Origin of the sequence: Peribacillus sp. TH16 (genome assembly GCF_016651095.1) — a bacterium.
Classification (GTDB): Bacteria; Bacillota; Bacilli; order Bacillales; family DSM-1321; genus Peribacillus; species Peribacillus butanolivorans.
The window spans coordinates 1,644,322-1,659,306 of the sequence record NZ_JAEKEM010000009.1 but is presented as its reverse complement, the minus strand read 5'-3'; the positions used below and the strand labels follow the sequence as shown (position 1 = coordinate 1,659,306).

At 37.3% G+C, this 14,985-nt stretch carries 12 protein-coding genes; 10 read left to right on the top strand and 2 right to left on the bottom strand.

The window, feature by feature from the left end; all coding sequences use genetic code 11:
* Nucleotides 1-232: 232 nt before the first annotated feature.
* Nucleotides 233-1,648 carry a sigma-54 interaction domain-containing protein gene (locus tag JFV29_RS22055; RefSeq protein ID WP_201186372.1) on the bottom strand — a complete coding sequence of 472 codons (1,416 nt, stop codon included), beginning with the start codon at nucleotides 1,646-1,648 and terminating at the stop codon, nucleotides 233-235.
* A gap of 382 nt (nucleotides 1,649-2,030) precedes the next feature.
* On the opposite strand from JFV29_RS22055, the gene pruA reads away from it, so the two are divergent.
* From pruA to JFV29_RS22010, 9 genes are all read left to right on the top strand, one after another.
* A complete protein-coding gene (gene pruA / locus JFV29_RS22050; RefSeq protein WP_201186371.1) occupies nucleotides 2,031-3,578 on the top strand; it encodes an L-glutamate gamma-semialdehyde dehydrogenase in 1,548 nt (515 codons plus the stop codon).
* Nucleotides 3,579-3,597: 19 nt separating this feature from the next.
* Nucleotides 3,598-4,791, top strand: coding sequence for an ornithine--oxo-acid transaminase (locus JFV29_RS22045; protein WP_083450848.1), 1,194 nt, complete (start codon nucleotides 3,598-3,600; stop codon nucleotides 4,789-4,791).
* Nucleotides 4,792-4,813: 22 nt separating this feature from the next.
* Nucleotides 4,814-6,079, top strand: coding sequence for a Glu/Leu/Phe/Val family dehydrogenase (locus tag JFV29_RS22040; protein ID WP_207196172.1), 1,266 nt, complete (start codon nucleotides 4,814-4,816; stop codon nucleotides 6,077-6,079).
* Nucleotides 6,080-6,115: 36 nt separating this feature from the next.
* A complete protein-coding gene (locus JFV29_RS22035) occupies nucleotides 6,116-6,370 on the top strand; it encodes a hypothetical protein (protein ID WP_056521602.1) in 255 nt (84 codons plus the stop codon).
* 661 nt (nucleotides 6,371-7,031) lie between these two features.
* Nucleotides 7,032-7,709, top strand: coding sequence for a DUF975 family protein (locus tag JFV29_RS22030; RefSeq protein ID WP_201186369.1), 678 nt, complete (start codon nucleotides 7,032-7,034; stop codon nucleotides 7,707-7,709).
* A 298-nt stretch (nucleotides 7,710-8,007) separates the two neighbouring features.
* A complete protein-coding gene (locus JFV29_RS22025) occupies nucleotides 8,008-9,255 on the top strand; it encodes a CynX/NimT family MFS transporter (protein ID WP_201186367.1) in 1,248 nt (415 codons plus the stop codon).
* A 36-nt stretch (nucleotides 9,256-9,291) separates the two neighbouring features.
* Nucleotides 9,292-10,200 (top strand): LysR family transcriptional regulator, encoded by a 909-nt coding sequence (locus JFV29_RS22020; protein ID WP_201188010.1) that lies wholly within the window; start codon nucleotides 9,292-9,294, stop codon nucleotides 10,198-10,200.
* Nucleotides 10,201-10,284: 84 nt separating this feature from the next.
* On the top strand, nucleotides 10,285-10,464 hold the full coding sequence (locus JFV29_RS22015) for a DUF4083 family protein (RefSeq protein ID WP_313888853.1): 180 nt from the start codon (nucleotides 10,285-10,287) through the stop codon (nucleotides 10,462-10,464).
* 481 nt (nucleotides 10,465-10,945) lie between these two features.
* A complete protein-coding gene (locus tag JFV29_RS22010) occupies nucleotides 10,946-12,184 on the top strand; it encodes a cytochrome P450 (RefSeq protein ID WP_201188006.1) in 1,239 nt (412 codons plus the stop codon).
* A 19-nt stretch (nucleotides 12,185-12,203) separates the two neighbouring features.
* Here the strand turns inward: JFV29_RS22010 and JFV29_RS22005 are convergent, their stop codons facing one another.
* The gene (locus tag JFV29_RS22005; protein ID WP_201186365.1) at nucleotides 12,204-13,007 is read right to left on the bottom strand and encodes a class I SAM-dependent methyltransferase; all 804 of its coding nucleotides are present in this window, start codon (nucleotides 13,005-13,007) and stop codon (nucleotides 12,204-12,206) included.
* A 1,258-nt stretch (nucleotides 13,008-14,265) separates the two neighbouring features.
* Here JFV29_RS22005 and JFV29_RS22000 point away from each other — a divergent pair.
* A complete protein-coding gene (locus JFV29_RS22000; protein ID WP_201186364.1) occupies nucleotides 14,266-14,919 on the top strand; it encodes a phosphatase PAP2 family protein in 654 nt (217 codons plus the stop codon).
* Nucleotides 14,920-14,985: the final 66 nt, after the last annotated feature.

Here is a 14,985-nt window from a genome sequence, read left to right as displayed (position 1 = left end):
CTTTCCGCCGACTGTCTGCCAAGCCTCCTCGCCGCAAGCGTCTGGGGGTCTCGGCTAGCCAGTTATTCGGCAGGAGTGCCGCAAATTTCTTCCATCCATTGAGGATTCCATAAAGCAGAATTAAACCATTTTTTAAAATCACGGTTCGGGATGTGACTATTCCAAACTCCCTTTTGTCGATAAACAAAAGGCCCTCCATATCAATGGGGGCCTTCTTTGTGCGGGAATGATGTTATTTAACCTGATGCTTTTTCAAGCGGTATTGAAGACTTTGGCGACTTATATTCAAGGCTTTAGCTGCTTGAGAGATATTCATGCCATGCTCTTTTAATATCTTCTCTAAATAAATCTTTTCTGTATTAGCAATATAATCATCAAGAGATAGGGTTTTGTCTTGTAATTCTTCATTTTGAATAACGTCATTTTTAATATCCAGCTGAGTTTCTTCCATATGAGCTTTCTTTTTAAATAAAGTTGGAAGATGCGGGATCTCAATTTTTGTATCCCCGGGTTCTAGTAAATTCATAGCCCCTTCAATAATATGCTCAAGTTCTCTTACATTTCCTGGCCATTCGTAATCATAAAAAAGAGAGTAGACCTCGTCGCTGATTCCTTCAATATCCAATTCAAACAACGCATTGAACTTTTCAATAAAGGATTGAGCCAGCAATGGTATATCTTCTTTCCGCTCACGAAGTGGAGGGATAAATAAGGATACAACGCTTAATCGATAATATAAATCCTTTCGTAAATGATCATTTGAAATCGCATCTATTGGATCTTCATTTATCGTTGCAATGACTCGAACATCAATTTTTTTGTCTTTTGTATCTCCTACTCGGCGAATCGTTCTTTCTTGAAGGGCCCGTAATAATTTTGCTTGCAAATTCGGGTTTAAAGAATTGATTTCATCAAGAAGGATGGTTCCGCCTTGAGCTTGTTCAAATAACCCAGGCCTTTCAATGGATCCTGTGAAAGCCCCTTTCTTCGTTCCAAAGAGAATTCCCTCAATTAAACTATCTGGCAGTGCAGCACAGTTTTGACTAATAAAAGGATGTGTCGAACGGTTACTTCCATTATGGATACTTTGGGCAAAGAGTTCTTTTCCGGTACCTGTTTCCCCGACTATCAAGATGGAGGATGTGGTTCTTGTGGAGCGCTTGCTCTTTTCAATGACGTCTAAGAAATTCTCACTAGTTCCAATGATACTTTCAAACGTATATTTGGTATCGCCCTTATTTAAAATATTGTCTTTAATAATTCTTTCAAGATTTGTTATATCCTTTGCTACTTCAATAGCACCGATAATATTTTGCTTCTGATCTAAAATTGGAAACGTATTATTGATTGTTGTAATTTCCTGTCCGAGATTATTAAAGTAGGTCTGTTTTGAGTTTTCAGTTGCTTTTCCGGAATGAAGAGCCCGTATTAGCGTACTCTCAGTTTCCTCTTGGAACTTAAAAATATCAGGGATCTTTTTCCCTAATACATCTTCTGAATCCATTCCTTCAATTTCAGCCATTTTCTTGTTATAAACAATGGTTAGACCTTCTGTATCTATTATATGTATCCCGATATCAATTACATCTACGAGTGAATACAGGATAGATTGAAAACCTTCTATTTTTATGATCTGATCTAAATTCATTAATGCCTCCTACTTTTATTCATTTCTTAGAGATTATTGTAGAGGATTTGCAGAAAAGGCGCAATAAAAATTTGCATAGCAAGATTATTTTGCATTAAAGTGCAAATTTTTTTTGCACAAAAGATAAAAATTCCTTGTTTTTCGTGAAAAAACAAGTTGGCACAAATCTTGCATTAATAAAAACTATAGTGTTCAAGCCACAAATATAAGAATTAAAGCAAAAAATAATGGCACACTATGCTATTTTTCACCAAAAGTGCTGAATTTCTTTGCATTTCCTTTAGAAAAATCTATATTTTTCAAAAAAGTTGAAAAGTTGGCACGGAACTTGCTAGTTATAAAGGGAGAAGCAAAAACATAAATCTTAGGGAGATGAGACATAATGGTCCAACCATACAAACACGAACCATTTACTGATTTTAATAATGAGGCAAACAATAAAGCATTTCAGGTAGCTTTGAATGATGTAGCTAAAGAATTAGGAAATAAATATCCATTAGTTATTAACGGTGAAAAAATCTTTACAGATGAAGTCATTACCTCTGTAAACCCAGCAGACAAAAAAGAAGTAATCGGGATTGTGTCAAAAGCAAACAAAGACCTTGCAGAGCAAGCAATGCAAGCGGCAGATAAGACATTCCAAACTTGGAGAAAAACAAAAGCAGAAATGCGTGCAAATATTTTATTCAGAGCAGCAGCCATTGTTCGGAGAAGAAAACACTACTTCTCAGCTCTATTGGTTAAAGAGGCAGGGAAGCCTTGGAATGAAGCGGATGCTGATACAGCGGAAGCAATCGACTTTATGGAATACTACGCACGTCAAATGTTGAAGCTTAAAGACGGTATGCCAGTGGAAAGCCGCCCAATTGAACTAAATACATTTAGTTATGTGCCACTTGGTGTAGGTGTCATTATCTCACCTTGGAATTTCCCTTTTGCGATTATGGCAGGCATGACGACAGCAGCTCTTGTTTCAGGAAATACCGTTTTATTGAAACCGGCAAGTACAACACCGGTCATTGCGGCTAAATTTATCGAAGTGTTGGAAGAAGCCGGCTTACCTGCAGGAGTTGTGAACTTCATTCCAGGAAGCGGTGCTGAAGTAGGCGATTATTTAGTGGATCATCCTCGTACGCGGTTCATCAGCTTTACTGGATCTCGTGATGTTGGAATTCGTATTTATGAGCGTGCGTCAAAAGTTCACGAAGGTCAAATTTGGTTGAAACGTGTCATCGCTGAAATGGGCGGTAAAGATACGATCGTTGTTGATAAAGAGGCCGATTTGGAACTTGCAGCACAATCCATCGTTGCTTCTGCATTCGGATTCTCAGGTCAAAAATGTTCTGCATGTTCACGTACAGTCATTGTGGAAGATGTGTATGATCAAGTATTAAATCGTGTTATCGAATTAACAAAAGAAAAAACAGTTGGAGAACCAACAGATGTAAATAACTTTATGGGTCCAGTTATCGATCAAGCTGCTTACGACAAAGTCATGAGCTACGTAGAGATCGGTAAAACAGAAGGGAAGTTAGTTGCAGGAGGAGAAGGAGACAATTCAAAAGGTTTCTTTATCCAACCAACAATTATTGCAGATGTGGATGAAAATGCTCGTGTCATGAAGGAAGAAATTTTTGGACCAGTAGTAGCGTTCTGTAAAGCAAAAGATTTCAATCATGCGATTGAGATTGCTAATAACACAGATTATGGGTTAACAGGTGCAGTAATCACAACTAACAGTGAACATATCGAGCAAGCGCGTGAGGATTTCCACGTTGGGAACTTGTATTTCAATCGTGGCTGTACAGGAGCGATCGTTGGATACCAACCATTTGGCGGATTCAATATGTCAGGTACAGATTCAAAAGCAGGTGGACCAGATTATTTAGTTCTTCATCTACAAGGAAAAACAACAGCAGAAACGTTATAAATCATAGGGGGGAATCAACATGACAACAGTAACAGAAAAATTAATTGAACAAACAGAGCAATATGGTGCAAACAATTACAATCCACTTCCAATTGTCATTTCAAAGGCAGAAGGAGTTTGGGTGGAAGATCCTGAAGGAAACAAATATATGGATATGCTAAGTGCCTATTCTGCAGTGAATCAAGGCCACAGACATCCAAAAATTATCGATGAACTAAAAAAACAAGCAGATCGTGTAACGTTAACTTCTCGTGCGTTTCATAGTGATAAATTAGGCCCTTGGTATGAAAAGGTTGCTCGTCTTACACAAAAAGATATGGCGCTGCCTATGAATACTGGTGCTGAAGCAGTTGAAACAGCTATCAAGGCTGTTAGACGCTGGGGCTACGATGTGAAAGGAATCGCTGAAAATCAAGCGGAGATTATTGCTTGTATAGGCAATTTCCATGGCCGTACAATGGCAGCCGTATCATTGTCTTCAGATGAAGAATACAGAAGAGGCTTTGGGCCAATGCTACCAGGAGTCAAGCTTATTCCTTATGGAGATCTTGCAGCATTGAAAGAAGCGATTACTCCTCAAACAGCTGGATTTTTAATTGAACCGATCCAAGGTGAAGCGGGAATTATCATTCCTCCACAAGGATTCTTAAAAGAAGCTTACGAACTATGTAAAGAAAATAATGTACTATTCGTTTCGGATGAAATTCAATCAGGACTTGGCCGTTCAGGAAAAATGTTTGCCTCCGATTGGGATGAAGTGATTCCTGATATGTATATTTTAGGAAAAGCACTTGGTGGCGGAGTATTTCCAATCTCATGTGTCGCAGCAAACCGTGAAATTCTTGGCGTATTTAATCCTGGTTCACATGGTTCTACATTCGGTGGTAATCCATTAGCATGTGCAGTTTCTATCGCTTCATTAGAAGTTCTTGAAGATGAAAAACTGGCAGAACGTTCATTAGAGCTAGGGAAATATTTCATGGATAGTTTAAAAGAAATCAATAATCCTATGATTAAAGATATTCGTGGAAGAGGCTTATTTATTGGATTGGAATTAACTGAAGCGGCAAGACCTTATTGTGAAAAACTAAAAGAAGAAAAATTACTGTGTAAAGAAACACATGATACAGTTATCCGCTTTGCTCCGCCGCTAGTGATCACTAAAGAAGAGCTAGATTGGGCAATTGAACGTATTAAAAGAGTTTTATCCTAATATCCCTATGAGGTGAATTCCATTGAGTACAACGATCAAAGAAGAAAAAGAAACTGCCAGCTTGCTTGAATCCACACAGGTCGTAATCAAGGAGGCGCTGGGTAAGCTTGGTTATTCGGAAGAAGTGTTTGAGCTTTTAAAGGAGCCTCTTCGTATGCTGACCGTCCGAATTCCAATTAAGATGGATGACAATTCAACAAAGATATTCACTGGATACCGTGCCCAGCACAACGATGCTGTTGGTCCTACTAAAGGTGGAATCCGTTTTCATCCTGAAGTTGATGAGGAAGAAGTAAAGGCACTTTCGATGTGGATGAGTTTAAAATGCGGGATTGTGAATCTGCCATACGGCGGAGGAAAAGGTGGCATTATCTGTGACCCGCGCCAAATGTCTATGGGTGAATTAGAAAGGCTTAGCCGCGGGTATGTTCGAGCGATTAGCCAAATAGTGGGGCCGACTAAAGATATTCCGGCCCCGGATGTTTATACAAATTCTCAAATCATGGCATGGATGATGGATGAATACAGTAGAATAAGAGAACACGATTCTCCTGGATTCATTACAGGTAAACCACTAGTGCTGGGCGGTTCACACGGTAGGGAAAAGGCAACTGCACAAGGTGTCACGATTTGTATCGAGGAAGCAGCAAAGCGTAAGGGCATAGAACTGAAAGGTGCACGCATTATTGTCCAAGGATTTGGGAATGCGGGAAGCTTTTTAGCAAAATTCATGCATGATGCAGGTGCGAAAGTGATTGGTATTTCTGACGCATATGGTGCCATATATAACCCAGATGGCCTCGATATCGATTACTTACTTGATAAAAGGGATAGCTTTGGAACGGTAACAACATTATTCGAAAATAAAATTACCAATCAAGAGCTTCTAGAACAAGATTGTGATATTTTAGTGCCAGCTGCTATTTCTAATCAAATCACGAATGAAAATGCACATCTTATAAAAGCGCAAATTGTCGTAGAGGCAGCGAATGGTCCAACCACTTTGGAGGCCACTAAAATCTTAACAGAACGCAATGTGCTTCTTGTACCTGATGTATTAGCAAGTTCAGGCGGTGTAACTGTTTCTTACTTTGAATGGGTTCAAAATAATCAGGGTTACTACTGGGAAGATGAAGAAGTTCAAAAAAAATTAAAAGAGTTATTGGTCAACTCATTTAATCAAATATATGATATGGCTGAGACAAGAAAAGTGAATATGAGATTAGCTGCATATATGGTGGGTGTCAGAAAAATGGCAGAAGCCTCGATATTCCGGGGTTGGGTATAAGCTGAATATTATGATAGATAGTGGAGGGGTGATTCCTTGTTAAAACCGATTTACACAATTGAGTGTGCTCAGAATGGGACCATCGAACAAGTTTATGTTCAAAAGAATTCCTATGTTTATGAATGGGAAAGGCTCTTTTTAGTGAAAACAGAAGATGGGAAATTGATTGATGTTTCAATAGGTGCCAGTGGTCACATTACTGAAATTAATGTCACGGCAGGGGATCCTATTAATAGAAAGCTTCCTTTAGCTTTGCTCCAAGACGATTTTGTTATAACAGGCTCTGATTAATTATAGAAAAGAGAGTGTTCCAAAGGTGTAGGCAATTCGACTTTTGGGATGCTCTTTTTTGTTGTTGTTCAAACAGATATCATAGTTAAATATAGAGAATTCCTAAAGCACTGAGGAATCCTTGCATTATAAATAAAAACACCTTTGCTGCATGTACTTTTCTTCATTGTACATTCAAGGAAGGTGTTTTTCATTTGAAAGGAATCCGACTTAGTTTATAGCACGTTTATCCGCGAAGTTCACATTATGTGAGCAATTGCTCTATTAAACACCATATGGCTTGCTGAAGTTCGAGGCTTTCATTGTGCCTGAAGTAATAGATGGAATATTGTTATATTCCCTTTCATAAACATAAAAGACAAGGTAGGAAATTTAAAAAGAATTGTACTATACTTTTTGAGTGCAATTTGGGAGGTGATTAAGGATTATTCGAAACAGATTCTCTCTCTCTTTTTTCTAGAAAAGTCGGGTTATTATCGTAGGGATATTTTTCTGAGAGAAGTTTATAGGAATTTAAGCCTATAGTTAGAAATATTATGTTAGAATACAACAGGAGATTTAAACATCTAATAAATAGTAGTTTTTCTGAATTTACCCATACTTGCTAAGTGAGTGTATTTTCAGATTTCTGCCATTTAAAAAAGGAGAGGTTAATTAACGTATGAGAATCTCAGAATTAAAAAGAGAAGCCCTACTTTCTTTGAAAGGTAAATGGGGAGTAGCCGTTTCACTTATGTTGCTCTTGTTCTTGATCAATGTCATTTTACCTATAATTGTTGAAGTGATCGGAAGCGGTGGGTTTACACAGTGGTTCGCGCAAGAAGAAACACCGGTATGGTCGGATATCTTCGGAACCGTACTATCTATAGCCTTAATCCCGCTGACTATAGCAACAACTTGGTTTTACCTGAATATAGTCAGGAAAGGAAACCCTGATATTCCAGAGGTATTCGCTATCTATAAAGAAGGAAAAACCTCTTTTAAGATTATCGGTGCGTCAATTTTACAAGGTATTTTCATATTTTTATGGTCATTATTATTTATTATTCCAGGAATCATCAAAAGTCTGTCATATTCCCAACTATTTTTCTTATTAAAAGATCACCCTCAATTAACAGTGCTTGAAGCATTTTCAGAAAGTAAGAAACGAATGAAAGGGTTGAAATGGAAGTATTTTCTAATGCACTTAAGCTTCATAGGCTGGGGAATACTATGTATATTCACCTTAGGGATTGGACTTTTATGGTTGGCCCCTTATGCAGGAACAACAATGGCAGCATTCTATAATGAATTAATTGTACCTCAAGATGATTCTGACAACGATCAAATAGAAGCATAAACGCTTGGCCGATAGCAAAATTGCTATCGGTTTTTTTATTGTTAGTATCTCGTATTAGTCAATAAGAGAATGACAGTATTGTAGACTATTGCTTTGTTTTGATAAAGGATGGAACGAATCCAAGGGAGGCCTTTGGCTTTTACTCATAACCTGCCGCATATCTTATTTTATGGTCATTCATAACCATTTGGTTATGAAATGATGATTGAATTTCTATTATTTTCCTCACGAGAGCGGGAGTATAATGAGATTGAATCGAAAAATAATGGCTCTATGCGCTCAGGAGAGAAACGGATAAATGAGAAAAACCATAGGAATCAAAGACAATAAAGCAAAGATCAGCATCATTTGGGTAATCGGAATTCTGTTCATAGCGGCCAATCTTCGTGCACCTATTACGTCAATAGGTCCATTAATTAGCCTGATTCGTGATGATACAGGAATCAATAATGCAGTCGCAGGGATGGTGACGACGATTCCGCTGATAGCCTTTACCTTGGTTTCCCCTGCGGCCCCATTGATTGCTAAGCGAATTGGAATGGAATGGACTTTACTATACTCATTACTGCTACTCATAGTGGGATTATTCCTTCGATCGATTTCATCAGTTACGGCTTTAATGACCGGAATGGCTTTTATGGGAATTGCCATTGCAGTTGGGAATGTTCTACTTCCAGGTATCATCAAACAGAAACATCCAGAGAAAGCAGGCATCTTGACTGGTGCCTATATAGCGAGCATGAACCTTTCATCAGCCATCGGTTTTGGAATCAGTATTCCATTAGCCAAAGAAGCAGGCTTAGGGTGGCAAGGGTCTTTATTATGTTGGGCAATTCTGGCTATTGCCACATTGATTCTTTGGTTGCCCCAAGTGAAGGGCAAGCGGGGAGAAAGAAAGAATCGCGCTTCAAAATCAACAACATCGATTTTTTCTTTTGAAATGTGGAAATCGCCGACAGCTTGGAACATCACACTCTTCATGGGCTTACAATCATTACCGTTTTATATTTTGTCAGCATGGCTTCCTGATATGTTGATGGCTCAAGGCATGGATCAGGCTAAAAGCGGCTGGATGCTAAGTATTAATCAATTCACTTCGCTGCCGGCGACCATCATTACCCCGATTGTCGCGATGCGTATCTCAAACAGGAGTATTCTTGGAATCATATCAGGGATATTAATGACCATCGGTATGGTGGGTATGGGTTTCGGTCAGCTTTCGCTGATACCAATTTGTATGGTTTTGATAGGTTTAGGGAACGGTATGGCCATCAGCTTTGCCATGATCACATTCGGATTACGTACGGAAAGTGCACAACAAGCAGCTGTTCTTTCAGGAATGGCACAATCTATTGGATACTTACTTGCCGCGATCGGACCAATCTTGATTGGCTTGATTCATGATCTTACTCATAGTTGGGCATTACCAAAACTGATCCTGATTTTCATTACTGTATTATTAATTATATCCGGTGCCTTTGTTGGTCAAAGGAAACCTGTTTTGAAGAAAATCCAAAAAAGTGATGAAAAGTCTTATAGTATATAATGGGTTTTTAAAATACGTAGAAAGAGGGCGTCCCCGATCGATCTTTTACAAATGAGATACTTTCAAATCGTTGCAAAACATCAACATTTAACAAAAGCAGCGGAAGCATTGAACATCACTCAGCCAGCCCTTAGTAAAATGATTGGTAAATTGGAAAATAGTCTTGGTTATGAATTATTTGATCGAAGAGGCAGGCAAATCCAATTAAATAAACTCGGTGAATCCTATTTGCGAACTGTCGAACAGGTCTTTTTACAATTAAAAGAAGGGGAAAAGGAATTAGCCTACCTGGCAGATAAGCAGGATAAATTAATCTCCATAGCTGTTACCATTCCGAGTATTCTGCCAGAGTTATTAGGCGGTTTTCTAAAGAAACATCCCAATGCCCGATTTAGACAACATCAGGCTTCCTTCGAACGAATCAAAAAACAGATTGAAATAGGGGAAATAGACGTCGGTATCTCAACAGTACCTGTGATAGGGGAACATATTGAGTGGGTTCCCATCCTAGAAGAAGAAATACTTCTAGCCGTGCCCCTTTCCCACCCTTTGGCCAATAGAAAGAGCATCTATCTAAAAGAAGTGGAGAATGCTCCTTTCATCGTTATGCCATTAGGTTATGATTTTCGCGATATGACGGAACGCTTTTGCAGAGAAGCAGGTTTCTATCCTGATTTTGCTTTTGAAGGAGACGAAACGGGAATCACTCATGAGCTCGTAGAAAAAGGCCTCGGCGTTGCCTTATTTCCATCATTGCTATCAAATGAAAGATTACATGATTTACAAACGGCAAAATTGAAGATCATTGAGCCTCCCTGCTCCAGAACAGTTGGGTTGGTTTGGCATAAAAGCCGGCCATGTAATGATATTGTAAAGAGCTTCATTCAATATACGATGGAGTTTTTGGAACATAAAAAAGATCAGGAAAGAAAAAATGGATTTTAATTCTTAATTCCCCTTTAAAGGTTAAATTGTTAATTTTAAGGTGTATAATAGAAAACTTAGAATGCTATTTAGGGGGATTACATAGTGAGTAGTTTTAATATGGCGGATATGATATACCAATTGTTTTGCTTTGTATTTCTAATCCTGATCATAGTAGGTATCGTATCGCTTTTCCGTTCCGTCAAGCAACGCAAAACTAGACTGGATATCATGGAAAAGAAAATGGATGATTTATATGAACTAATTAAAAAGGACAGCGATTGACGGCTACATTCTGTGGCCGTTTTTTCTATGCAAAAGAGTCATTGGATACAGTCTAATTACCGCTTTGATGGTTGTGAAGGTTAGTCAGGGAAATCATCTATTAAAATAGCTAATGAAAAACCCCTGTCTCAGAATTTGAAAAGAAGATAGGTTTTTTTCATCTTTTGAAAGACATAACGAATCATAAAAAGAAATAGGATTTGTTAAAAATAAGCAGTTTTACATGGCGAGATGATGGAATACATGACATTTGTTGGGCAAACTGCATGTTAAGGAGTTGGTATAGATGATGCATGGTTTGTGATGGCTTCTTATCTTATAATGGAGTGGGTTAGATATTTAAGGGAAATAAAGAAAATACAAACAAACCATCAAAAATTTACGTACATGAATGATGACCCTATAACTAAGTGTCGGAGATGAAGAATGCTAAACATTCAATCCTTTTGTTAGGTATCTTTGAGAAGTAGGAGGAGTCGGTATCATGAAAGAAATTATTGCTATTAAAGAAGTCACTCAGTTTAAGTCCCGTGCAGAGGAATTTAGTCCATACGCCTGGTGTAAACACATGTTAGAAAATGACCCAGTGAGCTATCACGAAGGAACAGATACGTGGAATGTCTTTAAATATGAAGATGTTAAGCGTGTTCTTAGTGATTATAAACATTTTACGAGTGAACGCCAACGAACCACTATATCTGTTGGAACGGATAGTAAGGAAGGTTCAGCACCTGAGAAAATCAAGATCACTGAAGCGGATCCACCTGTGCATAGAAAACGCCGTTCACTGTTGGCCGCAGCATTCACACCTAGAAGTCTCCAAAACTGGGAACCTCGCATTCAGGAAATTGCAGATGAATTAGTCGAACAGATGGGGACAGACAAGGAAATTGATATTGTGCAATCATTGGCAAGTCCGCTTCCGATTATTGTCATGTCAGACTTAATGGGCGTTCCCTCAAAAGATCGTTTACTGTTTAAAAAATGGGTAGATATCTTATTCCTTCCCTTTGACAAAGAAAAACAAGAAAAAGTAAATGAAATGAAGCAAGTGGCAGCAAGAGAATATTATGAGTATTTATATCCAATTGTTGTACAGAAACGGTTACATCCAGCGGATGATATCATATCCGATCTATTGAAGGCCGAAGTAGATGGTGAAACCTTTACAGATGATGAAGTTGTGCGTACGACCATGTTGATTTTAGGAGCGGGAGTCGAGACAACCAGTCATTTACTTGCCAATACCTTTTATTCACTATTATATGATGACAATAAAGTCTATGAAGAGTTACGTAATAACCTGGATTTAGTTCCACAAGCCGTTGAGGAAATGCTGCGTTACCGATTCAATTTAACCAAATTAGATCGTACAGTAAAGGAAGATAACGATTTATTAGGAGTAGATTTGAAGAAAGGGGATGTCGTGGTTGCCTGGATGAGTGCAGCAAACATGGATGAGGAGATGTTTGAAGACGCATTCACTCTTAATATACACCGTCCTAATAATAAGAAACATCTAGCCTTTGGAAATGGGCCGCATTTCTGCTTAGGTGCTCCGCTAGCACGACTGGAAGCAAAAATTGCCCTTACCACATTTCTAGAGAAATACTCACATATTGAATCAGTGGTTTCGTTTCAGTTGGAAGAGAATCTGACCGATTCAGCGACCGGGCAAACTCTAACTAGCTTACCACTTAAGGCATTCAGTAAACATTAAAAAGAAAAACCTTATGCCATTAACCAGCATAAGGTTTTTTTCGTTTTAAAATTACTACATTGCATACATGTTGAATGGTATGCTGAATGTTCCCAAACTCTTTTACCAAATGTGAGTGGATTTCATCGAGGATTTGTACCCGCTTATCTTCGGAAAAACTTGAAAGCCAGGATAATGACCCCACTCTTCCACACCATTCTTCGTTTTTAAATGTCACATCGTAATAGAATTTATATGTATCTGTTAAATCAAATTGATGTTCCTGCCATTCTTTAAACCACTCAACCGGAAAGCCGTTAATAAATTGTTGGACATTCGCTTTAGATCCTGCAGAGGTTAGTTTGCCATCCGGCATATGACCTTTAATGATTTGAAGCGTTTCTTTTATTACGTTACTTTTAGAAACGAATCCTGAATCCATCACTATTAACGTGCCATTTTCTTTAATAATCCGCTTTATTTCATTCAAGGCTGCTTCTCGATCAAACCAGTGCCAAGCCCTTAAAACGGTTACAAAGTCAAAAGTATCACTTTCTAAAGTTGTATCCTCTGAATATCGATTAACATATTTTATTCTACTATTTTCTTGTCTATCAATATTATGCGCTTTTTCTATCAATTCCTTTGATGGTTCAACGCCAACCACCTTAGCTCTCTCCTTAAATAAAGCTCTACTCAAAACGCCAGTCCCAGAACCTAAGTCTGCAACCGGAACATTAGCAAAGTTTATTCCTCTGATTTTTAAGCTCTCTATTAATTCACCAGGTAAATCATTTCTCCATTTAGCATAATCTTTAGCTACTTTTCCGAAATTCACTTTCATTCATTTTCCACCTTCTATTTTTTTTTTTTTGCTCAGACTCAGGTGATCTAAAATGATAGGATTGAGCTATAAAGAAACAAGCAATTATGTGTTTATCAAGCTTTATTAACCATATAAAAAGTCACATTAACAAATATTTCCAACTAGTAATAAGTAGAAAGCTAGAAAGAAAATCCCCCATAATAATTACCTTTCAAATACGGATGACAGAATATGTATATCTTTGATTGTACCATAATGGGTAATTATGTAAATGTAATAGGGGTATTTTAGATAGCACCAAAGTTAAGAAGGAGTTTAAGTTGAAAAAAATACTTGAGGTTTTATTTATAATAATGGCTGTTACTACTTGTTTATTTGGGGAGTCAATTAGTAAATTTGATGTTATCGATATAGAAGGAAAGGTAGATAATCTCCAAATGAGCAATAACTTTTAGGAGAAAGGTATTTGTTTAAGTTAAGTGTCCCTAATTTTCACAAGACAAAAAGAGGCGTTGCTGCCTTATCGTACCTGAAATTTAGGAACCTTTTTAATTTGAAATACCTATATATAAAAATTCTTTAGCAAAATATATTCTTAACACATAAGGGTTATTCGATATAGATATTACTTTCATCATTAAGGTTAAGACCATGTTGGTGTAGAATCCAGCAAGTTGAAGTTGGATAAGGAGATATATTTACCGTAACCTTAAGTTGAGTTGGTTAAGCTGTATAGAGTAGTATTAAAAGATAGAATGATTTTAAATTATTTAGCGGGAGCAAGGATTTTCATTCATGAGTGGTTCTTTACCTATTATTTGAATAAATTGTGGAGTTAATTGAGGAAGATAACCGATCTGTTTATTTTTTTGTAGAAAGATTAGCAAATTTTAATGAAAATCTAATCAAAATCTAATCAAAATCTTATTTCTTCTTCATTCAGTTTGTATACTCTAATAATGGATACGCTGAAGATGCCTCATATGTCCTTCCGATTCCACTTCTTATTATTCATAGAAATCTTTCTCTATTAAATAGATGGGGGAAATCAAAAAGACGTTTTATAAAGCTCGATACATACAATCATAAATGAAACAGATAGAATAAATGGGTTAACTAATGAATTATTAGTATATACACTGGATAAACAGAAAGAAATGCAAGTTCCTTTCATTCCTTGTTATGGTTTAGATCATATAGGATGAAGTTAAAACTCTATAATGAGATCTTACTTCAATCATGGAACACCGGTTTTAAAAAGTGAAAGGATGTTATTATGAAATTAAAGTTTCAGTTGTCTATTGCCTTTGTATTAAGTGTAATTTTTTTAATTGGATTTAGTATAATGGCATTCACAATAAGTGCATATGAATTCTTGAATTTTGATAGAGCGGTGATTTCCTTCGTTCAAGGCTTAGAGTCTCCGTTTTTAACAACCATCATGAAGGTCTTTACGTTTATTGGTTCATCTAGTTCCATAATTATACTTTCCTTACTTGTTTTATTTTACTTGTATAAGGTATTGAAACATCGTTTGGAGCTAGTCTTATTTAGTGCTGTCGTGGTTGGCTCAACTCTCCTCAATTTGATATTGAAACTTTTCTTTCAACGAGCCCGACCTGATTTACATCGACTCATTGAGATAGGAGGATACAGTTTTCCAAGTGGACATGCGATGAATGCATTCACTTTATATGGTATTCTCACATTTCTACTATGGCGGCATATTTCGACTATGTGGGGGAGAACTCTGTTGATTTTGTTCAGCGTGATGATGATCCTTACAATAGGAATAAGTAGAATATACTTGGGAGTCCATTATCCTAGTGATATTATTGGAGGATATTTAGGGAGTGGCTGTTGGCTTGCCATTTCTATTTGGGTTTTCCAAAAGTATAAAGAAAGCCAGAAAAATAAAGAGATTAACTAAAGTTAGGACAGGCAATTCAGTAAGAAAGCAGCTAGGGACTAAACTAGTTAGCTGCTGATTATATCA